Source organism: Cupriavidus gilardii, from assembly GCF_017598945.1.
Taxonomy (GTDB): Bacteria; Pseudomonadota; Gammaproteobacteria; order Burkholderiales; family Burkholderiaceae; genus Cupriavidus; species Cupriavidus gilardii_E.
On record NZ_JAGFTW010000046.1, the window covers coordinates 222,747 to 248,923 of the forward strand.

22 protein-coding genes are annotated in these 26,177 nt (G+C 66.8%); 11 read left to right on the forward strand and 11 right to left on the reverse strand.

The features are described from left to right. Positions 1–29: 29 nt before the first annotated feature. Positions 30–917 carry a LysR substrate-binding domain-containing protein gene (locus J5T34_RS18090; protein ID WP_208581425.1) on the reverse strand — a complete coding sequence of 296 codons (888 nt, stop codon included), beginning with the start codon at positions 915–917 and terminating at the stop codon, positions 30–32. Between the two features lie 138 nt (positions 918–1,055). On the opposite strand from J5T34_RS18090, the gene J5T34_RS18095 reads away from it, so the two are divergent. Continuing rightward, positions 1,056–1,781 carry a glutathione S-transferase family protein gene (locus J5T34_RS18095; protein WP_208581426.1) on the forward strand — a complete coding sequence of 242 codons (726 nt, stop codon included), beginning with the start codon at positions 1,056–1,058 and terminating at the stop codon, positions 1,779–1,781. A 77-nt stretch (positions 1,782–1,858) separates the two neighbouring features. On the opposite strand, the gene aqpZ is transcribed toward J5T34_RS18095, so the two are convergent. Together aqpZ and J5T34_RS18105 are read right to left on the reverse strand one after the other, a co-directional pair. Continuing rightward, positions 1,859–2,557, reverse strand: coding sequence for an aquaporin Z (gene aqpZ / locus J5T34_RS18100; protein WP_208581428.1), 699 nt, complete (start codon positions 2,555–2,557; stop codon positions 1,859–1,861). Between the two features lie 516 nt (positions 2,558–3,073). Continuing rightward, positions 3,074–3,460, reverse strand: a complete 387-nt coding sequence (locus J5T34_RS18105) for a hypothetical protein (RefSeq protein WP_208581430.1) — start codon at positions 3,458–3,460, stop codon at positions 3,074–3,076. A gap of 440 nt (positions 3,461–3,900) precedes the next feature. Here J5T34_RS18105 and J5T34_RS18110 point away from each other — a divergent pair, with 440 nt between their 5' ends. After that, positions 3,901–4,110 (forward strand): hypothetical protein, encoded by a 210-nt coding sequence (locus tag J5T34_RS18110; RefSeq protein WP_208581432.1) that lies wholly within the window; start codon positions 3,901–3,903, stop codon positions 4,108–4,110. A gap of 29 nt (positions 4,111–4,139) precedes the next feature. On the opposite strand, the gene J5T34_RS18115 is transcribed toward J5T34_RS18110, so the two are convergent. Beyond that, positions 4,140–6,701 carry a hybrid sensor histidine kinase/response regulator gene (locus J5T34_RS18115; RefSeq protein ID WP_208581434.1) on the reverse strand — a complete coding sequence of 854 codons (2,562 nt, stop codon included), beginning with the start codon at positions 6,699–6,701 and terminating at the stop codon, positions 4,140–4,142. Between the two features lie 224 nt (positions 6,702–6,925). After that, positions 6,926–8,251, reverse strand: a complete 1,326-nt coding sequence (locus tag J5T34_RS18120; protein ID WP_208581436.1) for an MFS transporter — start codon at positions 8,249–8,251, stop codon at positions 6,926–6,928. Between the two features lie 202 nt (positions 8,252–8,453). Here J5T34_RS18120 and cyoA point away from each other — a divergent pair, with 202 nt between their 5' ends. From cyoA to J5T34_RS18165, 9 genes are all read left to right on the forward strand, one after another. Further along, positions 8,454–9,611, forward strand: a complete 1,158-nt coding sequence (gene cyoA, locus J5T34_RS18125) for a ubiquinol oxidase subunit II (RefSeq protein WP_174106445.1) — start codon at positions 8,454–8,456, stop codon at positions 9,609–9,611. Next, positions 9,604–11,607: a cytochrome o ubiquinol oxidase subunit I gene (cyoB, locus tag J5T34_RS18130; protein ID WP_208581438.1), complete on the forward strand. Its 2,004-nt coding sequence runs from the start codon at positions 9,604–9,606 to the stop codon at positions 11,605–11,607. Before cyoA ends, cyoB begins: the two co-directional genes overlap by 8 nt. Beyond that, on the forward strand, positions 11,600–12,256 hold the full coding sequence (gene cyoC / locus J5T34_RS18135) for a cytochrome o ubiquinol oxidase subunit III (RefSeq protein ID WP_006577860.1): 657 nt from the start codon (positions 11,600–11,602) through the stop codon (positions 12,254–12,256). Before cyoB ends, cyoC begins: the two co-directional genes overlap by 8 nt. Beyond that, the gene (cyoD, locus tag J5T34_RS18140; protein ID WP_174106308.1) at positions 12,253–12,693 is read left to right on the forward strand and encodes a cytochrome o ubiquinol oxidase subunit IV; all 441 of its coding nucleotides are present in this window, start codon (positions 12,253–12,255) and stop codon (positions 12,691–12,693) included. Before cyoC ends, cyoD begins: the two co-directional genes overlap by 4 nt. Then, complete coding sequence (locus J5T34_RS18145) at positions 12,690–13,496, forward strand: SURF1 family protein (protein WP_432207681.1); 807 nt, start codon at positions 12,690–12,692, stop codon at positions 13,494–13,496. Before cyoD ends, J5T34_RS18145 begins: the two co-directional genes overlap by 4 nt. A 108-nt stretch (positions 13,497–13,604) precedes the next feature. After that, a complete protein-coding gene (locus J5T34_RS18150; protein WP_208581440.1) occupies positions 13,605–14,981 on the forward strand; it encodes an ATP-binding protein in 1,377 nt (458 codons plus the stop codon). Further along, complete coding sequence (locus J5T34_RS18155; RefSeq protein ID WP_208581442.1) at positions 14,968–15,552, forward strand: response regulator transcription factor; 585 nt, start codon at positions 14,968–14,970, stop codon at positions 15,550–15,552. Before J5T34_RS18150 ends, J5T34_RS18155 begins: the two co-directional genes overlap by 14 nt. A 205-nt stretch (positions 15,553–15,757) precedes the next feature. Beyond that, the gene (locus J5T34_RS18160; RefSeq protein ID WP_208581444.1) at positions 15,758–17,320 is read left to right on the forward strand and encodes a class I adenylate-forming enzyme family protein; all 1,563 of its coding nucleotides are present in this window, start codon (positions 15,758–15,760) and stop codon (positions 17,318–17,320) included. A 281-nt stretch (positions 17,321–17,601) separates the two neighbouring features. Further along, entirely contained in the window at positions 17,602–18,840 is a 1,239-nt protein-coding gene (locus tag J5T34_RS18165) for a TetR/AcrR family transcriptional regulator (protein WP_208581446.1), read from the forward strand. A gap of 27 nt (positions 18,841–18,867) precedes the next feature. Here J5T34_RS18165 and J5T34_RS18170 read toward each other — a convergent pair whose 3' ends face one another. From J5T34_RS18170 to J5T34_RS18195, 6 genes are all read right to left on the reverse strand, one after another. After that, positions 18,868–19,962, reverse strand: a complete 1,095-nt coding sequence (locus J5T34_RS18170) for an ABC transporter ATP-binding protein (RefSeq protein ID WP_244259031.1) — start codon at positions 19,960–19,962, stop codon at positions 18,868–18,870. Next, on the reverse strand, positions 19,959–20,951 hold the full coding sequence (locus tag J5T34_RS18175; protein WP_208581448.1) for an ABC transporter ATP-binding protein: 993 nt from the start codon (positions 20,949–20,951) through the stop codon (positions 19,959–19,961). The genes J5T34_RS18170 and J5T34_RS18175 overlap by 4 nt, the downstream gene beginning before the upstream one ends. Before the next feature lie 39 nt (positions 20,952–20,990). Further along, on the reverse strand, positions 20,991–22,709 hold the full coding sequence (locus J5T34_RS18180; protein WP_208581450.1) for an ABC transporter substrate-binding protein: 1,719 nt from the start codon (positions 22,707–22,709) through the stop codon (positions 20,991–20,993). A 73-nt stretch (positions 22,710–22,782) separates the two neighbouring features. Beyond that, positions 22,783–23,616 (reverse strand): ABC transporter permease, encoded by an 834-nt coding sequence (locus J5T34_RS18185; protein ID WP_208581500.1) that lies wholly within the window; start codon positions 23,614–23,616, stop codon positions 22,783–22,785. A 128-nt stretch (positions 23,617–23,744) separates the two neighbouring features. Beyond that, positions 23,745–24,701 carry an ABC transporter permease gene (locus tag J5T34_RS18190; protein WP_174105037.1) on the reverse strand — a complete coding sequence of 319 codons (957 nt, stop codon included), beginning with the start codon at positions 24,699–24,701 and terminating at the stop codon, positions 23,745–23,747. A gap of 304 nt (positions 24,702–25,005) precedes the next feature. Next, complete coding sequence (locus J5T34_RS18195; RefSeq protein ID WP_208581453.1) at positions 25,006–26,169, reverse strand: acyl-CoA dehydrogenase family protein; 1,164 nt, start codon at positions 26,167–26,169, stop codon at positions 25,006–25,008. Positions 26,170–26,177: the final 8 nt, after the last annotated feature.

Genomic DNA, 26,177 nt, shown 5'->3' on the forward strand with positions numbered 1-26,177 from the left:
AGAGAGACGGGCAAACCGATCGGTCCAGCTCACTCCTCGGCAAAGCATTCGACCAGAAATTCGACCACTGCCCGTACCGCCGGCAGCTGTCCTCGCCGATGCGGCATCACGATCGAGGTCATCACGCGGCCCGCGGTCCAGTCGGGCAGTACGCGCACCACCTCGCCGCGCTGCAGGGCCGCGCGGCAGACCGACAACGGCAGGCAGCCCACGCCCAGACCGGCCACGGCCGCGCTCAGCAGCGCGGTCGATTCGTTGGCGGTCATGCGTCGGCGCGGATTGACGGTGACCGTCTCGCCATTGCGGTCCAGCCGCCAGCTTGTCGCCATCGGACCGGTCAGCAGCGCGTCGTGGCTGGCCAGCGCCTCGGGCGTCTGCAAGGGACCGGCGGCGTCGAGATAGCGTGGTGCGGCGACGAGGATGATGGGCTCCGTCGACAGCAGCCGCTGCACCAGCTCGGAGTCAGGCAGCGGCGTGAAATGGCTGCGGATTGCGAGGTCGTAGCCCTCCTGCGCGACATCGACGAAGCGGTCGGACACGTCCAGCTGGATATGCAGCCTGGGGTAAGCGATCGCCAGCTCGGGCAGCCGCGGCGCCAACGTCTGCTGCGCGACCGGCACCGAGGTAGTCAGCCGCACCGTGCCGCTTGGCTCGGCGGCGCGCTGGCGCACCACGTCATGCGCGGCCTCGGCCTCGATCAGCGCGGCGCGCGCGTGCTCGTGGAAGGCGCGGCCGACATCGGTCAGCGTGAAGCTGCGGGAGCTCCGGTGGATCAGCCGCGCCTCCAGCCGCTGCTCGAGTTCGGCCACGCGCTTGCTTAGCGTCGACTTCGGAATGCCGAGCTGCCGCGAGGCGGCCGCAAAGCCGCCATGTTCCACGGCGGCGACAAACAGGGAAAGGTCGTTCAGATTCAGCATCGAAGTCGGCGGCAACCCATATCAAAGTCCATGAATATGGACGTTGCGTTGAATTTTTACCGACTACCGCTTCAATGTCCACAAATCTATAGTCTCTCCGTCGGCCCGGCGTTCGGGCCCTTTGATCGGAGAAACACAATGACCCCCATCCTTTTCTATGGCGTCCCGTCGGGCTGCTCGTTCGGTTCCATCGTCGCGCTGGAATGGCTCGGTCAGCCGTATCGGCTGAGCCGGATCGAAATGCCTGCGGTTGTCACCAGCGAAGCCTTCCGCCGCATCAACCCGGTGGGCGAAACGCCGGCGTTGGCCACCGATGCCGGCGCGATCGTGACGGAAAGCATGGCCATCATGAACTGGATCGGCGCACGGGGCATCGAGGCGTCGATCGGCTTTGCCCAGGGGACGCCGGAATTCGACCGGCTCAATCAGATGCTGGCTTACCTGAACACGACGTTCTTCAACGCCTTCGTGCCGCTGTGGCATCTGTATGAACACGCCAGCGACGACACCACCAAGGCGGTGCTGCGTGAATACGGCACGACCAAGGTCAAGAAGGCGCATGCGCAGCTGGACGCGATGCTCGGCGATCGTCCGTGGCTGCTCGGCGATCGGCGCACGGTGGTCGATGCCTACTTCGCCGGCATTGCGCGCTGGACGGACTATCACGGGGTGGTGAACCGTGCCGACTATCCGAACCTGGACCGGCTCTATCGGCAACTGCAGGACGATCCGGCGGTGCGCTTCGCGCATGGGATCGAGGCGGAAGGGGAAGTGAAGTCGGCTGGCGGCTTCGTCGGTCACGTGGACCTGGAGCCGGCCTGGGCCGAAATCGTCGCCAGGCGCGAGCAGCGCCTGGCAGCCTGAAGCTGGCGGTGAATGGCCCGGCGGCATATGGCGCCGGGCCGTTTCTGTTGCTCTATCTCTGTCGCTGGCCCTGTCGCTTATTCGTCGTCGGTGTACAGCACGCGGCCGACCACGCCGGCGGCGATGGCACCGACGATCGGCGCCACCCAGAACAGCCACAGCTGATGCATGGCCATGCCGCCGACCATCAGCGCCGGGCCGGTCGAGCGGGCCGGGTTGACCGAGGTGTTCGACACCGGGATCGTGACCAGGTGAATCAGCGTCAGGCACAGGCCGATCGCCAGCGGCGCCAGCGCGCCGTGTGCGCGTTGCGACGTCGCACCCAGGATGATCAGCACGAAGAAGAAGGTGGCCAGCACCTCGGTGGCGAACACCGGCATCATGCCGAAGCCCGACGGCGAGCCGGCGTCGAAGCCATTGGCGGCCAGGCCGCTGACGGTAACGTCAAAGCCCGGCTTGGCGTCCATCAGCTGCAGCAGCACCAGCGCTGCGAGCGCGCCGCCGATCACCTGCGCCACGATATAGACCGGCGCTTCCTTCCACGGGAAGCGGCCCGCGGTCGCCAGGCCGACCGTCACGGCCGGATTCAGGTGGCATCCCGACACCGGACCGACCGCATAGGCCATGGTCAGCACGGTCAGGCCGAAGGCCAGCGAGACGCCGGCAAAGCCGATGCCCAGGTGCGGAAAGGCGGCGGCCAGAACGGCCGAGCCGCAGCCGCCGAATACGAGCCAGAACGTGCCGAAGGCCTCGGCAAGGGGGCGCTTGAAGTGCATGGATCCTTCTCCCGATTTGAATGTGGCGCGCCGCACGGACACGCGGGGGCGACGTCCGATAGGTCGCAGCGTGCGGGTGGATTCTAGGTGCCGCTTACGGCAATGTCATGACTCGAAGCGCACTCTTTGCAGTCGTTCACAATTGGAGGAGTTAGTGCGTCGTGAGCTCACGCTTCCGCGCGAAGTGTTCGTACGAACGGTAATGATTTATTGCTCCGGCTCGAAGCAAGGCTGCACCTTCGTCCGCCATGCGTTCAATGCCGCAGGAGCGAGTGCTCCCTCAAATGGGTCGGAGTGCGTCAGCAGGCAAGCTGCCGCCGGGCAAAGCGAGCGAACGACGCGGTCAATTTCCTGCTTTCGTTGCGCCAAGTCCGGCAAATGTGCCACGCGCTCCCAATGGGACACGCGGTTGCGCAAGGTCCTTAACGGTTGCAGGAGCGCACTGATTGCGTTGCGTTGCCGCAGATAGCGGGGTGCATGCGGAAAGATCGCTTTTAGCAACTCCGGATTCGCGCGTCAGTAGGGCTCGTAGTAGCCCCCAAACAAGCCTACCCAAAACCCCATCGTCAGCTCGGCAATGAGCCGATCCGGCGTTTCGGTCTTTTGCGCTTTATGCAGGTTGGTCCTGGCCACGGCAATCTGGCCGATCTGCTTGTGGCCCAGCAATGCCGCCCTTTCGTACCACCTTCCGGTTCCATACTTGGCCGAAAATGCGTTGTGCATGGCGTTGCGCAGCGATACCTCCAACACATGCAGCGCGGGAGACAAACGCATCGCGACATCCATGTTGTGCGCATAGCGGGCGGTGATGTCGAGCTTCGGCGGATCGGGTTCGCCATCGTGGTAGGCATGCAGCCGGGTCGCCGAGAACGTACGCTGGAGCGCAGGGTAGAAGCCTTGCATGGGGAATTTTCGTCCTGCTATACTCGCCAAGTAATCCCCGGCAAGGTCTTCTCCTGGCCACGACCCGCGCAAGTGGGGGTGCCAAACAGTCAGTGCTCAGACTCCGGGGCTGGGATTTGAAAAGGGCGCCTAATAAGCGCCCTTTTCGCATTCATGCGTGCCAACAAGCACAACGGCCGATCTTAGCTTCCCGGCGCTCTCGTTACATCCGGTCCTCGAATCGAAGGCGAGGGGACTTCGCGCCTTTCGATAGTGCCGGCACGAATCCGAACACGCGCGCTACGCTGGACGCACCGCAGCATGACAACGCACTCATTGCCGTCGAAGATTCGGCATGCGGTGCCGCTTGCAAGCGGACCCGGCGCGCGACGTTTCCACCGCAAGAGCGGTATGTACAAAGTCTATTGGACCACCTACGACCCCGACGGCGTGCCGACGGCGTGCCGACCGCGCATGCAGAGGATTACGGCTCGGATCAGCTGGCCGCCGTGCTGGCGCGTTGCGAGGCGCTGCGGGCGCGGCAGCGCGCCGGGGAGCCGGTCGGGTTCGTGACGATGGTGTCGGAGAATCCGTATAGCGTCGGGCATCCCGGAGCGGCCGATGTCGAGCCGGGCTATGCCTGGTACAAGCGGCGGCCGCCGCCGCGCTAGGTCGCGGCAGGATGCCGGCGGTTGCGCCGTTATTGCACCGCTTCGATATCACCCATCCACGGTCCGAGTTCGCGCCGCAGCGTCGACAGATCGATCGGCTTGCCCAGCACGCGCGCGCCGGCGATCGGCTCCTGCAGATCGGCACCGGCGCCATAGCCGGTCATCAGCACCACGTCGATATGCGGTTGCTGGGCGCGCAGCGCCACCGCGAGCGCGTCGCCAGCCATGCCGGGCAGCGTGATATCGGTCAGCAGCACATCGAAGCGCCGCGCGCCCGCGATCTGCAGCGCTTCTTCCGCCGAGCCCGCCGCGGCGCAATCGAGACCGAAACCCTGCAGCACTTCCTGCATCGCCTCGCGCGACGGCACGTCGTCCTCGACCAGCAGGACGGCAGCGGCCACACCATCCCGCACAGACGGGGAGAGCTGGACCGGCGTCGGACCGCTGTTGCGGCGATGCGCGTCCAGCACGGCCCGCACCGCCCGGGCCAGATCGTCGCGCCGATAGGGTTTGTTCAGCAGCGTCACGCCGTGGTCGAGCTTGCCGAGGTGGAAGATTTCGTCGCGCGTGTAGCCGGAGGCGAACAGCACCGGAATCGGCGGCTGGCGCTGCGCCGCGCGACGCGCCAGTTCGCCGCCCTTGATCGTGCCCGGCATGATCACGTCGGTGAACAGCAGATCGATGCCGATGCCGCTGTCGATCAGCGACCAGGCGGCGTCGCCATTGGGGGCGATGCGCACACGATAGCCGAGCTGGGCCAGCATCTCGACGGCGGTGATGCGCACATCGGGATCGTCCTCGACCACCAGGATCGTCTCCCCGCCGCCAACCGGCGCGGGCTCCTGCTCGGCGGCCTCGGGCGTCTCCGCTTCGAGGCAGCGGGGAAAGAACATCTGCACCGTGGTGCCGCGGCCGACCGTGCTGTGGATCGCGATATGGCCGCCGCTCTGCCTGACGAAGCCGAACACCATGCTCAGGCCCAGGCCGGTGCCGTGGCCATCCGCCTTGGTGGTGAAGAACGGTTCGAAGGCGTGTTCCAGCACGTCGGCGGTCATGCCGGTGCCGGTGTCGGCCACCCGGAAGACCACGTAGTCGCCGACCGGCCGCTCCGGCGCGTTGGCGGTCCAGGTGTCCGCGTCGGACGACGGCACACCGTCGAGCACGACGTTGCCGGCCGAGATCGTCAGCGTGCCGCCGCCCCGCATGGCGTCGCGGCTGTTGATGGCCAGGTTCAGCAGCGCGTTCTCGAGCTGGTTGCGGTCGGCCTTGACGTTCCACAGATCGCCGGGCGTCAGCGTTTCGACCTTGATCGCCTCGCCCAGCGCGCGATGCAGGATCTCCGCCATGCCGCCGATCAGCCGGCCGGGGTGGATCACCGCCGGCGACAGCGGCTGGCGGCGCGCGAAGGCCAGCAGATGGGAGGCCAGCTTGGCGCCGCGGCGCACCGCGTTGGCGGCGGTGGCGATGCGGCCCTGCGCGATCGGGTTGTCGCCGGCTTCGGCGGCGAGCATCTGCAGATTGCCGCTGATGACCTGCAGCACGTTGTTGAAGTCGTGAGCGATGCCGCCGGTCAGGTTGCCGATCGCCTCCATCTTTTGGGCCTGTCGCAACTGGCCCTCGGCCAGCGCGCGCGCCGCGATCGCGTCCGCGACGCGCTTTTCCAGCGTCTCTGTCAGCTGCCGCAGTGCCTGCTCGGCCAGCTTGCGCTCGTCGATGTCGATCAGCACGCCCGGGAAGCGGTAGGGCTCGCCATGCGAGTCGAATTCGCACTGGCCGTTGGCCTGGACCCAGAGATAGCTGTCGTGCGCGCGCCGGATCCGGTATTCGGCACGGAACGGCGCGCCGGTGCGGATCGCCTCGTCGGTCAGGCGGGCCAGCTCCTCGATGTCGTCCGGGTGGATCACGGCGTTGATGATTTCGCGAGGCACGCCCCGGATCGCTTGCGCCAGCCCGACCGAGAAGGTCCGCGCGAAGCGTTCGTCGCCGGTCAAGGTGTCCGAGGCGATGTCCCAGACCCAGGTGCCGAGCACCGCGCCGGTGTTGAGCGCCAGTTGCAGCCGTTCGTTGGCCTGCTGCAGCGCGGTCTCGGCTTCCTGCCGCCAGCGCTCGGTCAGCACGCGTTCGGTGGTCTCGACCACCACCGCCAGCACGCCGGCCGGAACGCCGTCGTCATTGGCGACCGGACTGTAATAGAGGTCCATCCAGACGTCCTCGGGACGTCCGTTGCGCAGCAGCACCAGTTCCTTGTCGCGGAAGGACAGCGTGCCGCCGGCGAGGCAGGTCTGCATCACGTGCCGGTTGAAGTCGGCCACTTCGGGCCACCCCAGTTCCACCGGGCAGCCGAGCAGATATGGATGCCGGCCGCCGGCGAACACGGCGTAGGCATCGTTGTAGATCATGTAGCCCTGTCGGCCCCACAACATCACCATCGGCACCGGCGAGGCAAGCAGAAGCCGGACCGCGGCGCACAGGCTGGGGCTCCAGCCGTCGATCGGGCCAAGCTCGGTGGTGGACCAGTCGAACGCGCCGATGCGCTCGGCCATTTCGCCGTGCCAGCCGGAACAGTCGTGATGTTCTGCCAGGAGTGGCATGGTGTGAAGCGAGAGTGGCGACAGGGAGATTGTGCTGGCGGACAAGGCGTTTGCCAATGCCGGCGCCCCGGCCACGGGGGCGCCGCGGACCCGCCGCTATATATATAGCGGCGAGCGCCGGGGCGAGAGAGCTGTGGCGCCCCGGCACGGCCGGCAGGCCGGAAGGGGGCTGGGAGGAGCGGCGCGGCGGCTCGCGCCGCCGCGCCCGTCTCGGTGGCGGGTCGTCAGTCGCGCGTTTCGAGCGCGCGGTTGATGCGCAGCGCCAGCATCGTGCACGCGACACCGGACAGCAGATAGATGCTGACCGCGACCAGGCCGAACTTGACCGACAGGCCGAGGGCGACCAGGGGCGCGAAGGCCGCGCCGAACAGCCAGGCGAAGTCCGAGGTCAGCGCCGCGCCGGTATAGCGGAAGCGCCGTTCGAAGTTCGAGGTCACGGTACCGGAGGCCTGGCCGTAGGACAGGCCGAGCAGCAGGAAGCCGATCAGGATGAACAGGTCCTGCGCCGCCTCGCCGCCGCCGAGCAGCATCGGCGTGAACAGGCTGAACACGCCGATCAATGTGGCCAGCAGGCCCAGCGTGGTGCGTCGGCCGATGCGGTCGGCGATCCAGCCCGACAGGATGGTGCCGACGATGCCGACCAGCGCGCCGGCGATCTGCACCTTCAGCACACTGTTGACCCCCTGGGTGGCCTGCAGCGCCAGCCACGACAGCGGGAACACCGTCACCAGGTGGAACAGCGCGTAGCTCGCCAGCGAGGCGAAGGCGCCGATGAAGATGTTGTAGCCCTGGCCGCGCACCATCTCGCGGGTGCTGATCGGCTCCAGCTCGCCTTCCTCCAGCAGCCGGGTGTATTCCTCGGTCACCACCAGCCGCAGCCGGGCGAACAGCGCGACCACGTTGATGGCGAAGGCCACGTAGAACGGATAGCGCCAGCCCCAATTCAGGAAGTCGTCCGCCGCCAGGTTGGCGTGCAGGTACAGGAACAGGCCGCTGGCGACCAGGAAGCCGATCGGCGCGCCCAGCTGGCCCAGCATCGCGTACCAGCCGCGCCGGTCGGGTGGCGCGTTCAGCGCCAGCAGCGAGGGCAGGCCGTCCCAGGAGCCGCCGAAGGCCACCCCTTGCAGGAAGCGGAAGACCGCCAGCATCACGATGGCGTTCTGGCCCAGCGAGGCATAGCCGGGCAGGAAGGCGATGCCCACCGTCGAGCAGCCGAGCAGGAACAGCGCGGCGGTCAGCTTGACGCCGCGGCCCCACCGTCGCTGGATCGCCATGAACAGCGCGGTGCCCAGCGGGCGGCCGATAAAGGCGAACGCAAAGATGGTGAAGGCGTAGAGTGTCCCTTCCAGCCGCCCGACGAACGGGAAGAACACCGACGGGAAGACCAGCACCGAGGCGATGCCGTAGACGAAGAAGTCGAAGTACTCGGAGGCCCGGCCGATGACGACGCCGGTGGCGATCTCGCTCGGGGCGACCGGCGAATGCGGTCGGTCGTCGCTGGTGGCGAGTGAAGGGAAAGGCGCTTGCGAATCGTGCGTGATACTCGACATGCTTCCTCGCTAAATCAGGATAGCGCTACGCCGGACGGACGCGCCCGCCAGGCGCCGCGACCATTGGGACAAAATGTCCAATTCTCCGCGCTTGCCGAATAGAGTACATTTCGCCTCGGTTGTAAAAGCTGCGTCCGTCGCACCCGAAGCATTCGTAGTACCAGTCTCCCCAAAGACGGCTACGCTATTTCCTCTGCCGGCAATGCCCCTCATTAATACCATTCGCGGGTTGATTTTGCTGCCCGCCATTACCCTATTGACAGGTTGTAATGCTGTGTTGTTGTCTCCCTCGGGTGACATTGCGGTACAGCAACGTAACCTAATATACATCTCCACGGCGCTGATGCTGCTGATCATCGTCCCGGTGATCGCGCTGACGCTGTTCTTCGCCTGGCGGTATCGGGCGTCGAACAAGAACGCCACCTACTCGCCCGACTGGGACCATTCCACGACGCTGGAACTGGTGATCTGGTCGGCGCCGCTGCTGATCATCATCGCGCTGGGCGCGATCACCTGGGTCAGCACCCATGCGCTGGACCCGTACCGGCCGCTGGAGCGGATCGACGCCAAGCGCTCGCTGCCGACCAACGTCAAGCCGTTGACGGTGGAAGTGGTGGCGCTGGACTGGAAGTGGCTGTTCTTCTATCCGGAGCACGGTATCGCCACGGTCAATGAGATGGCGGCGCCGGTCGACCGCCCGATCCAGTTCAAGATCACCGCCTCGACGGTCATGAACTCCTTCTTCGTGCCGGCGCTGGCAGGGCAGATCTACGCCATGCCGGGCATGGAGACCAAGCTGCACGCCGTGATCAACAAGCCGGGCGAGTACGAGGGCCTGTCGGCCAACTACAGCGGCGCCGGCTTCTCGGGCATGCGCTTCAAGTTCCACGGCCTGGACGAGCAGGGCTTCGATGCCTGGATTGCCAAGGCGAAGGCCAGCGGCCAGACCCTGACGCGCGAGGACTATCTGAAGCTGGAACAGCCGAGCGAACGCGAACCGGTGCGCTACTACGCCAGCGTGGACAAGGGTCTGTACGACAAGATCCTGAACCGCTGCGTCGAAGCGAACCGCATGTGCATGAACGAAATGATGGCGATCGACGAGCAGGGCGGCCAGGGCAAGCCCGGCGCCTTCAACGTCGCCACGCTCGACCCGGCCACCCGCGCCCGCCTGGGCCTGCAGGATGCGCCGGTGCGCAGCTATGTCGGCGGCATGTGCACGGTCGCCGATCCGGACGGTTCCGGTGCCTTCGGCCCCGCGGCGTCCACCTTTGCGCCGGCCGGCGAATCCGCCGCCGTGACGCTTCCCCAGCTTCCTCTTACACAACGCGCTGTAGCCGGCGTTGACCAGCATGCTTGACAGTTTTGACCTCACCAAGCTCATTTTCGGCCGTCTCTCCTGGGAGGCGATCCCGCTTCACGAGCCCATCCTGATCGCCACCTTCGCGGCGGTCGTGCTCGGCGGCCTGACGCTTCTGGGCGCGCTGACGTACTTCCGCGCCTGGGGCTACCTGTGGCACGAGTGGTTCACCAGCATCGACCACAAGAAGATCGGCATCATGTACATCGTGCTCGGTCTGGTGATGCTGCTGCGCGGCTTCGCCGACGCGATCATGATGCGTCTGCAGCAGGCGATCGCCTTCGGCGACAACATGGGCTATCTGCCGCCGCATCACTACGACCAGATCTTCACCGCCCACGGCGTGATCATGATCTTCTTCGTGGCGATGCCGCTGGTCACGGGCCTGATGAACTACGTGGTGCCGCTGCAGATCGGCGCGCGCGACGTGGCCTTCCCGTTCCTGAACAACTTCAGCTTCTGGATGACCACCGCCGGCGCCGTGCTGGTGATGGTGTCGCTGTTCGTCGGCGAATTCGCCAAGACGGGCTGGCTGGCCTATCCGCCGCTGTCCGGCATCCTGCAGAGTCCGGACGTGGGGGTGGATTACTACATCTGGGCCTTGCAGATAGCGGGGATCGGCACACTGCTCTCCGGCGTCAACCTGCTCGTGACCATCGTCAAGATGCGCGCCCCGGGCATGACGATGATGAAGATGCCGGTCTTCACGTGGACCTCGCTCTGCACCAACGTGCTGATCGTCGCCGCCTTCCCGGTGCTGACGGCCGTGCTCGCGCTGCTGTCGCTGGACCGCTACGTCGGCACCAACTTCTTCACGAACGACTTCGGCGGCAACCCGATGATGTACGTGAACCTGATCTGGATCTGGGGCCACCCCGAGGTGTACATCCTGATCCTGCCGGCGTTCGGCATCTTCTCGGAAGTGGTGTCGACCTTCTGCCGCAAGCGCCTGTTCGGCTATGCGTCGATGGTCTATGCGACGGTCGTGATCACGGTGCTGTCGTACCTGGTCTGGCTGCACCACTTCTTCACGATGGGGTCGGGTGCCAGCGTCAACTCGTTCTTCGGGATCACGACGATGATCATCTCGATCCCGACCGGGGCGAAGATCTTCAACTGGCTGTTCACGATGTACCGCGGCCGCATCCGCTTCGAAGTGCCGATGCTGTGGACGGTTGGCTTCATGGTGACCTTCGTGATCGGCGGCATGACCGGCGTGCTGCTCGCCGTGCCGCCCGCCGACTTCGTGCTGCATAACAGCCTGTTCCTGATTGCCCACTTCCACAACGTGATCATCGGTGGCGTGCTGTTCGGCCTGTTCGCCGGCATCAACTACTGGTTTCCGAAGGCGTTCGGCTTCAAGCTCGACGAATTCTGGGGCAAGGTGTCGTTCTGGTTCTGGCTGGTCGGTTTCTATGCCGCGTTCATGCCGCTGTACGTGCTGGGCCTGATGGGCGTGACCCGCCGCGTCAGCCACTTCACCGATCCGTCGCTGCAGATCTGGTTCCAGGTCGCCGCCTTCGGTGCGTTCCTGATCGCGATCGGCATCGCCGCCTTCCTGATCCAGCTGGTGGTCAGCTTCAAGCGCCGCGCGCAGCTGCGCGACGTGACCGGCGATCCGTGGGATGGCCGCACGCTGGAATGGTCGACCTCGTCGCCGCCGCCCGCGTACAACTTCGCGTTCACGCCGGTGGTGCACGACAACGACGCCTGGTGGCAGATGAAGGACCGCGGCTACCAGCGTCCGCAGAAGGGCTTCCTGCCGATCCACATGCCGAAGAACACCGGTGCGGGCATCATCCTCGCCGGCCTGTCGACGGTCCTGGGCTTCGCGCTGATCTGGCACATGTGGCTGCCGGCCGCCGTCTCGTTCATCGCCCTGCTGGCGGTCGCGATCGGCCACACCTTCAACTATCAGCGTGATTACTACATCCCGGCGGAGCACGTGGTCCGCACCGAGGAAGAACGCACCCGCCTGCTTGCACAACATGCTTGACACCATCGCAACCCAACCGGCCGGCGCCAGCGGCGCGCCGGTCCGCGGCGGCTCCAACGAGCTGCGCTTCTACCTGCCGACCGAGCATCATCCGCAGAACGGTACGATGCTGGGCTTCTGGCTGTACCTGATGAGCGACTGCCTCATCTTCGCCTGCCTGTTCGCCGTGCATGGCGTGCTCGGCCGCAGCTATGCGGCCGGCCCGTCGGGCGCCGACCTGTTCGACCTGCCGCTGGTGGCGCTGAACACGTCGATGCTGCTGCTGTCGTCGATCACCTACGGCTTCGCGATGCTGGAGATGCAGCGCAACAAGCTCAAGGGCACGATGGTGTGGCTGGCCATCACCGGCCTGCTGGGCGCGGCCTTCGTCGGCCTCGAACTGTACGAGTTCTCGCACCTGATCCATGAAGGCGCGGTGCCGCAGCGCAGCGCGTTCCTGTCGTCGTTCTTCACGCTGGTCGGCACCCACGGCCTGCACGTGACCTTCGGCATCATCTGGCTGATCACGCTGATGTTCCAGCTGAACAAGCACGGCCTGATCGCGGCCAACAAGCGCCGCCTGATGTGCCTGTCTCTGTTCTGGCACTTTCTGGATGTGGTCTGGATCGGCGTGTTCACCTTCGTCTATCTGATGGGAGTCATGGTATGAGCGCCCACGACTATTCGTTCTCGAACCTGGCCGACCAGGGCAAGGCCGGCCATCACGGCGATCACGGCCATGGTCACGACGATCACCACGATCACGACGACGGCGCCGCGCATGGCACCCTCAAGAGCTATGTGATCGGCTTCGTGCTGTCGGTGATCCTGACGGCGATCCCGTTCTGGCTGGTAATGGGCAAGGTCATCGACAACCAGAACACCACCGCGCTGGTGATTCTGGGCTTTGCCGCCGTGCAGATCGTGGTCCACATGATCTACTTCCTGCACATGAACACCAAGTCGGAAGGCGGCTGGAACATGCTGGCACTGATCTTCACGATCGTGCTGGTGGTCATCACGTTGGCAGGCTCGCTCTGGGTCATGTATCACATGAACACGAACATGATGCCGACGATGACGCACGACATGAAATCGATGCCTTGACCTCGCCTCGACCTGTAAAACACAGCCCGGATCGCAAGCCCGTTCCCCGCAGCCCGGCCACCCTCGCGGTGCTGGCGCTGCTGGCGGTACTGGCTTTCGCCGGGCTGTTTTCTTTGGGCACCTGGCAGGTCGAACGCCGCGCCTGGAAGCTCGATCTGATCGAACGCGTCGAGGCGCGCGTGCATGCGCCGCCGGTCGACGCGCCGGCGCCGGAGCGCTGGCCGCTGATCAGCGCCGCGGCCGACGAATACCGGCACGTCCGCGTGACCGGGATCTTCCTGCACGAGCGCGAGACGCTGGTGCAGGCCGCCACCTCGCTCGGCGGCGGCTTCTGGGTGATGACACCGATGCGGATGCGCGACGGCACCGTGGTGCTGATCAACCGCGGTTTCGTGCCGCAGGAGTACCGCGGGCGCGAGACCCGTGCGGTCAACGAGCCGGCGGGAGAGACCACGGTCACCGGGCTGCTGCGCATCAGCCAGCCCGGCGGCGGCTTCCTGCGCAGCAACGATCCCGCAACGGAGCGCTGGTATTCGCGCGATGTGCAGGCCATCGCCGCCGCGCGCGGACTCGAGCGGGTCGCGCCTTACTTCATCGATGCCGATGCCGGTCCGCAGGAGACTTCCAGCGTGCCAGGCACGCCCGACGCGCCGCGCCGCTGGCCGGTCGGCGGGCTGACCGTGGTGACCTTCCACAACAGCCATCTGGTCTATGCGCTGACCTGGTACGGGTTGGCGCTGATGGTGCTGGGCGCCGCCTGGTACGTCGGCCGCGAGGAACTTCGGCTGCGCCGCGGCCGATGAGGGACAATGCGGGGCATGCCGCTCGGCGCTGCCCTTGATTGACCTGCGATGCAGGCGGACAGTGGCCCTCGGGCCGCCCGCCGCTTCGATCCCGCTTCGACCCTGACGATGCCTCTTTCCACCGATTCCCCTCCGAAGGCCGCCGGCGCCGCGCTGGCCGCTTCCAAGGGCGCCCCGGCCCCCGAACGGCGCGGCGAACGCACGCTCGACGCCACCGCCCGCAAGAACATGGAGCAGCTGATCGAGCTGCGCTGGATCGCGGTGCTCGGCCAGGTCGCCACCATCAGCGTGGTGCACTTTGGCCTCGACGTACCGCTGCCGGTCAATCAGATGCTGGCGGTGCTGCTCGGTCTGATCGCCTTCAACGCGCTGAGCCTGCTGCGGCTGCGCTTCGTCGCCGCGGTCTCGCAGACGCAGCTGTTCGTCGCGCTGCTGGTCGATATCGGCATGCTGACCGCGCTGCTGTATCTGAGCGGCGGCGCCTCCAATCCGTTCGTCTTTCTGTACCTGCTGCAGGTGATCCTTGGCGCGGTGCTGCTGCAGGCGTGGTCGATCTGGGTCATCGTCGTCGTCACGGCCTCGTGCTTCGCGGGCCTGGCGCTGGTGGGCAAGCCGCTGGCGCTGCCGCCGGATCACGAGCAGGGGCTGAGCAGCCTTTATATCCAGGGCATGCTGATCTGCTTCGTGCTGAACGCGGCGCTGCTGGTGGTCTTCATCACGCGGATCATGCGCAATCTGCGCGCCCGCGACGAGCATCTGGCCGATCTGCGCCAGCGCGCCGCCGAGGAGGAGCACATCGTCCGCATGGGCCTGCTGGCCTCGGGTGCCGCGCACGAACTGGGCACCCCGCTCGCCACGCTGGCGGTGATCCTGTCGGACTGGCGGCGCATGGAGCCGTTCTCGAAAGATCCGGAACTGCTGCAGGAACTCGGCGAAATGCAGACGCAGGTGCAGCGCTGCAAGTCGATCGTCAGCGGCATCCTGCTGTCGGCGGGCGAGGCGCGCGGCGAGGCGCTGACGGAAACCACGGTGCGCCGTTTCGTCGACGATCTGGTCGCCGAATGGCGCGCGACGCGGCCGGTCGGCGAGTTCTCCTACGAATACCGCTTCGGCCAGGACCTGCCGATCCTGTCGGACTCGGCCATCAAGCAGATGGTCTGCAACGTACTCGACAACGCGCTGGAAGCCTCGCCGCGCTGGGTCGGTCTCGACGTGCGGCGCGAGGATGATACGCTGGTGCTGTCGGTGCTCGACGAAGGCCCCGGTTTTGCGCCGCAGATGCTGGAGCGGCTGGGCAAGCCCTATCAGTCGAGCAAGGGCCGGCCGGGCGGCGGACTGGGTTTGTTCCTGGTCGTCAACGTCGCCCGCACGCTGGGCGGCAGCGTGTCCGCGCACAACCGTCCGCAGGGCGGGGCGATGGTGACGATGAAGCTGCCGCTGGCGGCAATCACGCTGGAAGAGGAGGCCGAAGATGCAGCCAAATGATCCCGAGCACAACACCGCTGCGGCCGACGAACCCGCCACGGAGGGCCGCGTGCTGATGATCGTCGAGGACGATGCGGCCTTTGCCCGCACGTTGCGCCGCTCGTTCGAACGGCGCGGCTACCAGGTCCTGCATGCGACCAGCCTCGAAGGCATGAACGAACTGCTGAAGGAGCATTCGCCCGGCTATGCGGTGGTGGACCTGAAGCTCAAGGGCGAGGCCTCGGGCCTGGCCTGCGTGCAGGCGCTGCATGCCCACGATGCCGACATGCTGATCGTGGTGCTGACCGGCTATGCCAGCATCGCCACCGCCGTCGAGGCGGTCAAACTCGGCGCCTGCCACTATCTGGCCAAGCCTTCGACCACCGACGACATCGAGGCCGCCTTCGAGCGCGCCACCGGCGATGTGGACGTCGAGGTTACCGGCCGTCCCACTTCGATCAAGACGCTCGAATGGGAACACATCCACGAGACGCTGGCCGCGACCGGCTTCAATATCTCCGAGGCGGCACGCCGGCTCGGCATGCATCGCCGCACGCTGGCGCGCAAGCTGGAGAAGCAGCGGATCAAGTAGGGGATGGAGCTCCGGGCGACGTCCGGGCGCCGACCGCCGCAGCGCCGGATTCAGGCTTCGGGTATGACAAAGGCTGGCTTCGTCAGCGTGTACGCGCGTGCGCGGCATCCCGAATACAATGAGAGCGATATTTTTAGAAAAATGAGTCGGCCGACGCGCCTGCCTTGCGCGCGTCGCTGCATCCCTCGCCAGGAGACATTCCGCCATGCAGATCGCATCCCTGCTGGACCAGCCGCTCGGCAATCTCGCCGACTGCGTCCGTGCCCACGCCAACGCCCGTCCCGAGCATCCCGCCGTCATCGACGACCGCGACAGCCTGTCGTATCGCGAGTTCGACGCGCTGGTCGACCGCGTGGCGGCGGCCCTGCAGCGCGATGGCCTGCAGCCGGGCGATGCGCTGGCGATCTGCGCCGCGGCGTCGATCGAGTATGCGGCGGTGTTTCTTGGTGGGCTGCGCGCCGGCGTCGCCATCGCGCCGCTGGCGCCGTCATCGACGCCGCAGGCGCTGGACGGCATGATCGCCGACTCGGATGCGAGGCTGCTGTTCGTCGACGCGCCGGTGCTCGATGCCTTGCAGGGCGCCGGCATCGAAGCCACGGCGCCGCGCATCGGTCTGCGGGGCGCGCCGACCGGCAACGCGTTCGAGCAATGGCTGGCACCAACCGGCAGCCGGCCGCGCGAGATGCCGCTGCGAGACGGGCAGGTCTTCAACATCATCTATTCGTCCGGCACCACGGGCGCGCCCAAGGGCATCGTGCACGATCACGCGCTGCGCTGGAACCAGATTCGGCGCACGCACGAGAGCGGCGGCTACGGGCCCGACGCGGTGACGCTGATCGCCACGCCGCTGTATTCGAACACCACGCTGGTCAGCTTCATCCCGACCCTCGCGCTCGGCGGCACCGTGGTGCTGATGCCGAAGTTCGACGCGCAGCGCTACCTCGAACTGGCCGAGCGGCACCGCGTCACGCACGCGATGCTGGTGCCGGTGCAATACCAGCGGCTGCTGGCGCGCGAGGATTTCGATCGCTACGACCTGTCGTCGTTCCGGATGAAGTTCTCGACCAGCGCGCCGCTGTCCGCCGCGCTGAAGGCCGACATCCTGCGCCGCTGGCCGGGCGGGCTGGTCGAGTACTACGGCATGACCGAAGGCGGCGGCAGCTGCGTGCTGGCCGCGCACGAGTTTCCCGACAAGCTGCATACGGTCGGCAAGCCGATGGAGGGACATGACATCCGTCTGATCGACGACGAAGGCAACGAGGTGCCGGTGGGCCAGATCGGCGAGGTGGTGGGGCATTCGAACACCATCATGGCCGGCTATCACAAGCAGCCGGACAAGACCGCGGCCGCCGAGTGGTACGACGCCACCGGCAAGCGTTTCATCCGCACGGGCGATGTCGGTCGCTTCGACGAGGATGGCTTCCTGACCCTGATGGACCGCAAGAAGGACATGATCATCAGCGGCGGCTTCAACATCTATCCGAGCGACCTGGAAGCGGTGCTGCAACAGCATGCCGACGTGGTCGAATGCGCGGTGGTCGGCGTGCCGTCGCAAAGCTGGGGCGAGACGCCGGTGGCCTTCGTGGTGTTGCGCGAAGGCGCGGCGGTGGATGCAGAGACATTGCGCGAATGGGTCAATGCGCAGGTCGGCAAGACGCAGCGTCTGGCCGCGCTGGAGCTGTGCGCGCAGCTGCCGCGCAGCGCGATCGGCAAGGTGCTCAAGCGCGATCTGAGGGATGGGTTTCGTGGGGGCAGGGGGCTCGATTGAGCGTCTTCGCGAGGGCAAGCGCCGGTGCCCTCTCCCCCGGCCCCTCTCCCGCGAGCGGGAGAGGGGAGCAAACCGCCAGCGTCACGACAGCGCACGCACTGTGTTCTCCCTCTCCCCCAAGGGGGGCAAACCGCCAGCGTCACGACAGCACACGCACTGTGTTCTCCCTCTCCCCCTCAGGGGGAGAGGGCCGGGGAGAGGGGGTGGTCTGCATCCCGCCATGAGCCGCCACCCCGCCCGCTATAATCCGCCGACCGATCGACCGCCCACGCACCCCTTCCATGCTCAAGGACCCTGTCGAAGCCCGCCCGACGCGCCGCTATGTCGAGAAGCGCGAGACCATTCTCGATGCGGCCGCGATGCGCTTCAATCGCAAGGGCGTGCGCGGCACCACGCTGTCGGACGTCGCGCAGGACGTCGGCCTGAGCACCAACAGCATCACCTACTACTACCGCAAGAAGGAAGACCTGGTGGTCGCCTGCCTGTTGCGGACCATCGACGAGATGGTCGGCATCGCGGCGCAGGCCAGCGGGGAGGCGACGCCCGGCGAACGGGTGGCGGCCTTTATCCGCCTGTTCTTCGCGCGCTTGGCGTTGACCGCCACCGGCGAACGCCCGGAGCTGATGAGCTTCCGCGAGATCCGCACGCTGCCAGACAGCCACGCCGAGGTCGCGTTCAGCGCGTACAACGACATGTTCCGCCGCATCCGCCAGCTGCTGCGCGAGCGGGCCCCGGTCGACGCGGCAGAGCGCAGCGTGCTGAGCGCGCGCGCTCACCTGCTGCTGTCGCTGGCGACCGGCGCGATGGTCTGGATCGAGCGCTACGAGCCCGAGGACTATCCCAAGGTCGCCGAGTCGGTGATCGATCTGCTGCTGCATGGCATCGGCTCGCGCGCGGCGCGTTGGCACGCGACGCTCGATACCGCCGCGCTGCTGCCTTGCCTGGAGCAGCCCGAGACCACGCAGCAGGCCTTCCTGCGCGCCGCCACCGAACTGCTGAACGAGCAGGGCTATCGCGGCGCCTCGGCCGACCGCATCTCGGCGCGGCTCAATCTGACCAAGGGCTCGTTCTACCACCACAACGAAAACAAGGACGACCTGATCGCCGCCTGCTTCGACCGGATGTTCGATGTGATACGCAGCACGCAGACGCTGGTCGAGAACGGCCCGGGCACCGGCTGGGACAAGTTGTGCGCGGCCACGCGCGCGCTGGTGCATTACCAGTTCTCCAGCCAGGGGCCGCTGCTGCGGCTGACCATCTACGGCGCCTTGCCCGAGGAAATGCGCAAGGAGAAGATGCTGACGATGAACCGGCTGTCGGCGCGCTTCGTGCGGTTCCTGGTGCAGGGCATGCAGGACGGGTCGATCCGGCCGATGGATCAGGCGATCGCGGCGCTGCAGATCAACGGCATGATCAATGCCGCGGTCGAGCTGCGGCGCTGGGTGCGCGACGCCTCGGCCGACAACGCGGCCGACCTGTTCGTGCGGCCGCTGCTGATGGGGATCCTGTCGCCGGCATAGCGGCAATTCCGGCGTGGCGAGGAACGATCAGGCCGCCTGTTCGTACAGATGGCACGCCACCATCTGCCCGTTGCCGCTGTCGCGCAGCGCCGGCTCCTGCGACTTGCAGCGCTCCATCGCCACCGGACAACGCGTGTGGAAACGGCAGCCCGACGGCGGATGCATCGGGCTCGGAACCTCGCCGCGCAGCACGATGCGTTTGCGCTGCCGTTCGGCCTCGACGCTCGCCACCGGCACCGCCGACAGCAGCGCCTGCGTGTACGGGTGCCGCGGCTGCGCATAGAGCGCGTCGCGGTCGGCGATCTCGACGATGCGGCCCAGGTACATCACCGCGATGCGGTCGCTGATATGGCGCACCACCGCCAGGTCGTGCGCGATGAACAGATACGACAGCCCGAGCCGCCGCTGCAGGTCCATGAAGACGTTGACGACCTGCGCCTGGATCGAGACGTCGAGCGCCGACACCGGCTCGTCGCAGACGATCACGCCGGGCTTGAGCGCCAGCGCACGCGCGATGCCGATGCGCTGGCGCTGCCCGCCGGAGAACTCGTGCGGATAGCGGTCCGCCATATACGGCAGCAGCCCGACCATCTCCAGCAGCTCGCCGACGCGCGAGCGCGTGGCCGCGCGATCGCCGGCCATGCCGTGGATCTCGAGCGGCTCGGCGACGATGTCGCGCACCTTCATGCGCGGGTTCAGCGAGCCGAACGGATCCTGGTAGACCATCTGCACGCTGCGGCGGAAATGCTTCTCCTGCGCGCGCGTCATCCGGGCCAGATCGGTGCCGTCATAGTCGATGCGCCCGCCGCTGGCCGCCAGCATCTTCAGGATCGCCAGTCCCGTGGTCGACTTGCCGCAGCCGCTCTCACCAACGAGGCCAAGCGTCTCGCCCTGGCGCAGCGTGAACGACACGCCGTCGACGGCCTTGACCGAGCCCACCTGGCGCTTGAACACGACGCCGCGCGTCACGGGGAAATGCACCTTCAAGTCTTCGACGCGCAGGATTTCGGGCCCGATGGTGCGCGGGCGCGGTGCCGGAGTCGGCGCGGCCCCAGGCACGCCGTTGCCCTTCAAGTCGGTGTGGTTCGCGGATGGCATCTCGAGCGCAGCGGTGGCTGTCATGGCGTCTCCTGCAGCAGGCACGCATTCAGATGAACCGGACCGCCACGGTTGTCGGCGGCCATCCGCAGCGCGGGGCGGGTGACCCGGCATTGCGGCTGGGCCAGCGCGCAGCGCGGCTGAAAGGCGCAGCCCGGGCCCAGCCCGGTCAGGTCCGGCGGTTGGCCGTCGATCGGCACCAGCGCCTGGCTGGTGTCGCCATCGAGCCGCGGCACGCAGGCCATCAGCCCGCGGGTGTAGGGATGGCGTGGGTCGCGGTACAGATCGTCGGCCGACGCCGTCTCGACCAGGCGCCCGCCGTACATCACCGCGACGCGATCGGCGTAGCGCGCCACGACGCCAAGATCGTGCGTGATGAGGATCAGCGCGGTGCCGAGCCGCTGCGCCAGGTCCTTCAGCAGATCGAGAATCTGCGCCTGCACCGTGACGTCGAGCGCGGTGGTCGGCTCGTCGGCGATGATCAGCTGCGGCTTGCAGGCCAGCGCCATCGCGATCATCGCGCGCTGCCGCATGCCGCCGGAGAACTGGTGCGGATAGGCATTGAGACGGCTGGCTGGCTCGGGGATCTGCACCTGGCCGAGCAGGTCGGCGGCCATGCCGAGCGCGGTCTTCCACGGCAGCTTCTGATGCAGCTGGATCGGCTCGGCGATCTGCTTGCCGATCGTCAGCGCCGGATTCATCGACGACATCGGCTCCTGGAAGATCATCGCGATGCGATTGCCGCGAATCGCGCGCATCGCGTCGGCGTCGAGCTTCAGCAGGTCCTGGCCGTCGAACAGGATCTCGCCTTCGTCGATCGAGCCGGGCGGACGCGGGATCAGGCCGAGGATCGACAGCGCGGTCACGCTCTTGCCCGAGCCGGATTCGCCGACGATGGCGAGCGTTTCGCCGGGCGCCACGTCGAACGAGACCTGATCGACCGCGGTGACCACGCCGCGGTCGGTGCGAAAGCGCGTGGTCAGGTTGCGGACCTGCAGGATGGGCTGCGTCATCGCTGCCTCCTATGGATGCGGGGGTTGGCGCGGGAGCGGTCAGAAACCCATCTTCTTCTTCATCTCCTGGTCGATCCACAGGCGGGCATAGATCGGCCCGGGCCGCACCGCGCCGGCGCGCAGCTCGCCGCCGTAGTTCTTGACCCACGGCCACCAGGCCGTATAGACGTACTGCGTCGGCAGCCAGATATACGGCGCCTGCGCGACGATCTCGCGCGTCAGCGCGCGCAGCGCTTCCTGCCGCTTGCCGACGTCCCGCAGCTCGAAGGCCTCCTCGACCTTCTTGTCGAACTTCGGATCGCTCCACTGCGAGGCGTTCCACACCTGACCGCTGACGAAGCTCTTGCGGATCGTCGTGGTCGGATTGGTATGGCCGTTGTTCATCAGATAGCCCGGGGCGTTGGTCTTGGTCGTCATCGCCGACAGGAACGCGCCGTATTCCATCGGCTGGATCTGGATGCGCACGCCGACCTGTTCCAGATAGGCGCCGATCAGCGGCAGCAGCTCCATATGGTCCGGGTTGCAGGCGCACACCTGGACTTTGAAGGTAAAGCCCTTCGGATAGCCGGCTTCGGCCAGCAGCTTGCGCGCCTTGTCGGGGTTGTAGGTGAACAGCTCCTTGACGTTGTCCGGCATCGCGCTGAGCGGCTCGAAGTAGCCGCCATAGTCTGGATGCTGCGGATAGGCGAACAGCTCCGCATTGCCGCCGTAGTACTGCTTGACGATCTCCTGCTTGTTGACCGCCATGTTCAGCGCGCGGCGGACGCGGATATCGTTGAACGGCTTGGTATCGACCCGCATCGCCAGATACTGGCCGGTGTACGACAGCCAGCGCGACCACTGCAGCTGCGGCGCGCTGCGCTTGAGCTCGTCGACCGCGGTCCAGCGCAGGCCCTCCATGATGTCGATCTTGCCGGTGCGCAGCATGGTGTTGCGCGTGGCCTCGTCCTTGATCGTGCGCAGCACCACCTTGTCGACGAAGGGCAGCTTGTAGTCCTTGTTGCCGATGCGCTCGCTGTCCCAGTACTGCGGATTCTTCGTGTAGGTGCTGGCGTTGCCCTGCACGAACTGCGTCAGCGTGAACGGGCCCGTACCGTTGACGTTCTTCCAGTTGGCGGCGCCAGCGGTGGCGACTTCCTTGGGCATGATCCCCGAGTAGTAGCCCCAGCCGAAGCGGTAGTCCCACTCGGCGTTGAACTCCTTGAAGCGGAACAGCACGGTGTGCTTGTCGCGCGCCTCGACCTTGCTGACGTGATCGAAATAGGTCGGGATCTTCTTGGCGCTGGCTTCCTGCCGGCCGTAGCTGAATACCACGTCCTCGGCGACCAGCTCACGCTCCTCCATCACGCCGGGCTTGGCGGGGAACTTGACCCCCTTGCGCAGCTTGATTTCCAGCGTCAGCGGGTCGATCCACTTCCAGGACTCGGCCAGCTCGCCGCGGATCGCGTCCTCGGGCAGCCAGGCATCGGCCTGGAAGGCGTACTTGCCGCCGTTGCGCTTGGCCTTGCTGAGGTCGGCGACGAACAGCTGCTCGTAGACCTGGCCGGTGTCGTAGTTCTGCTTCCAGTTCCAGTCGGCGAGGTCCCACGACAGCGCCGAGATGGTCGGATAGACCGAGCCGATCTCCACGGTGCCGCCGTACTTCGGCGCCTCCGCTTGCGCGAGGGCGCCGCCGGCAGCCACGGCGAGCGCGACACCTGCGGCGAGGGCCGCTCCCCGTTTTGCCGCGTGGTGGACCGCCTTGTCGTTGTCGATCATCGCTGTCTCCTGTCTCTGTTCTTGTCTGGGATGGATCCGTGCCGCGCTATCGGGTAGGAGCAACTGGTGCCAATTACCGGGTGCCCCGCATGCGCGGGTCCAGCAGGTCGCGCAGCGCATCGCCGTAGACGTTGATCGCGTAGACCACCACGGTCAGGCAGGCGCCGGGCGCCAGCGCCAGCCACGGGCCCTGGAACATGAAGGTGCGGCCGTCGCCGGACAGCATGCCGCCCCAGGTCGGCGCGGGCGGCGGCACGCCCAGCCCAAGGAAAGACAGTCCCGACTCGGCGAGGATCGCGGTGCCGACGCGCGTGGTGAACAGCACGATCACCGGCGGCAGCACGTTGGGCAGGATGTGGCGCCACAGGATGCGCGGCGTCGACGCGCCCATCGACTGCGCCGCATGGACGTACATGTTCTCGCGCACCGACACCACCGCGCTGCGCACGATCCGGGAGCCGCCGATGCCGAGCAGCAGGCCCAGCGTCACCACGATCTGCCAGCTGCCCGGCCCGAGCACCGACACCACCACGATCAGGATCACCAGATCGGGAAAGCTCATCCACGCATCGACGAAGCGCTGCACCACCAGGTCGAACTTGCCGCCGAGATAGCCGGTCAGGATGCCGAGCAGCACCGATACCGCGGTGGCGAGCGTCGCGGCCGACAGGCCGATCACCACGGACAGCTGGGCGCCGTACAGGCAGCGCGACAGCATGTCGCGGCCGAGGTTGTCGGTGCCGAACGGGTGCGCCCACGACGGCGGCTGCAGCCGATGCAGCATGCTGATCTCGTTGACGCCGTAAGGCGCCAGCACATCGGCGAAGACGCCGCAGAACAGGAAGATCGCGCAGATCACCGCGCCGGCGGCGCCGAGCGGCTTGTCGCGGAACAGGCGGCGCAGCAGGCCGAAGCCGGGCCAGTGGCGCGGCGCTGCCGATGCTGCTGCGGACGCCGATGCCGAGGTTGCTGCGACCGCCGCTGCGTCCGCAGCAACTGGCGTGACAGGGGTCAGGGGAGTCGCGGAACGTGCCATCAGCGATGCCTCACTTTCGGATCGAACAATCCGTAGCTCAGGTCGACCAGCAGATTGATCAGCATTACCGCCACGCCGACCACCAGAAAGACGCCGGTGATCACCGGATAGTCGCGTTGATGCACCGCGTCGAGCAGCAGCAGCCCCATGCCCGGCAGCGCGAAGATCTGCTCGATGATCACCGCGCCGCCGATCAGCAGCGGCGCCTGCAGGCCAACCAGCGTCACCACCGGGATCAGCGCGTTGCGCAGCGCATGCCGCAGGATCACCATCCGCTCGTTCAGCCCCTTGGCCCACGCGGTGCGGATGTAGTCCTGGCGCAGCACCTCGAGCATCATCGTGCGGGTCATGCGCATCGTGATCGCCGACAATGCCATGCCGAGCACGATCGCCGGCACCAGCATCTGCTGCAGATGCTGCAGCGGATTCTCACGGAAGGGCACGTAGCGAACCTCCGGTGACCAGCCCCACCAGACCGACGGAAACACCATCACCATCGTGCCCAGCCAGAAACTCGGCACCGCGAGCATCAGGATCGAGAACGAGCGCGCCACGTAGTCCGCCGCGCTGTCCTGCCGGATCGCCGCGAGAACGCCGATCGGCAGCGCCACCGACAACGCGACCACCAGCGCAATCGCGCCCAGCGACAGCGTCACCGGGATGCGCGCCATCACCATCTTCAGCACCGGCTCGCCCTGCCACAGCGACACGCCGAGATCGCCGTGCAGCACGATATTGCCGATCCAGTGCAGGTATTGCTGCCACATCGGCCGGTCGAGGCCCAGCAGCTGCATCAGTTCCTCGCGGCTGCGCACGTCGGCGCTGATGTCGTTCTGGCTCAGCATCAGGTCGACCACGTCGCCCGGCACCAGCCGCACGATGGAGAACACGATCATGCTGGCGAACAGCAGCGTCGGAAGCAGCGCCAGCAGCCGGCGCATCAGGTAGGCGCTCATGGCTGCCTCGCGTGGCAGGTGGCGCCGGTTGCCGGGCGCGACAACGCCGGCGGGGATACCGGCGACACGATTTCTGCTGATGCTCCGGCCATGCTGTCTCCTGTTTCCGTCCGCAGGTCATTGCCTGTGGCGGTATTTCGGCACGCGGAATGCAGTTTTTGTGCGGGAACGATGCAGGGACCGGCTTTGCGCCGGTCGCGATCCCAGCATACTCATCGTTCTAAGCGATGACAACCCGGAAGGACGCCCTGTGTTCTAGTGAATTTCCCGGGGGGGCGGGCCGCGGCGCGGCCCATGTTGGTGGTCAGTAGCCGCGCAGCCGGGCCCAGCGATCGGCGTGGAAGTTCGCGTCGCCGAGCCACTCCTGCGCGGTGCGCGCGCGCTTCATGAAGAAGCCGATCTCGAACTCGTCGGTCATGCCGATGCCGCCGTGCATCTGCACGCCTTCCTGTACGGCCAGCGTCGCGGTCTTGCCGGCCTTCGCCTTGGCGGCCGACACCAGCGGCTCGGGGCCGTCCGCCGCGGACTCGTCGAGCCGTTGCTGGCAGCGCAGCACGATGGCGCGTGTCAGCTCAAGCTCGGTGAACAGATGCGCGGCGCGATGCTGCAGGGCCTGGAATTCGCCGATGATCTTGCCGAACTGGCGGCGCTCCTTCAGATAAGCCAGCGTGCGCGCGAAGGCCTCGTCGGCGATGCCGAGCAGTTCGGACGACAGCACCGCCCGGCCGATGTCGAGCACGCGCTCCAGCATGGCGCCGCCGGCCTCCACCTCGCCCAATACCGCGTCCGCCGGCACCTGCACGCCGTCGAAGACGATGCGCGCGGCCTGCGTGGCGTCGGCCAATACCACCCGTTCGATCCGCACGCCCGGCGTGGTGCGCGGCACCAGCAGCAGCGTGATGCCTTGCGTGTCGTCGGCATCGTCGCGCTGGTCCGGCCTGGCATCGGCGGTGCGCGCCGCGACGATCAGCGTATCGGCGACGTGCCCGTCGACGACCAGCTGCTTGGTGCCGTCGATCCGGTAGCCGCCGGCATGCGGGACGGCGCGCGTGTTCAGGCGGAATGGGCGATGCTTGCCCGCTTCGTCGAGCGCCAGCGCGATCAGGTGCCTGCCGCCGGCGATCGCGGGCAGCAGCGCGTCGCGTTGCGCATCGCTGCCGTAGTGCGTCAGCAGCGAGGCGCCGAGCACCGCGGTCGAAAGAAGGGGCGAGGGCGCCAGCGTGCGGCCGATCGCCTCCATGATGACGCCGGCCTCGACCACGCCGAGTCCGCTGCCCCCGTAGGCTTCAGGCACCAGCACGCCGGCCAGGCCAAGATCGGCAAAGCGTTGCCACAGCTCGCGCGAAAAGCCGATCGGGTCGCCGCTGTCGCGCATCGCGCGCAGCGCGGAGATCGGCGCGTTCTCGCGCAGGAAGGTCAGCGCGCTGTCGCGCAGCATGTCCTGGGTGTCGTTCAATACGATGGCCATGTCGGTGT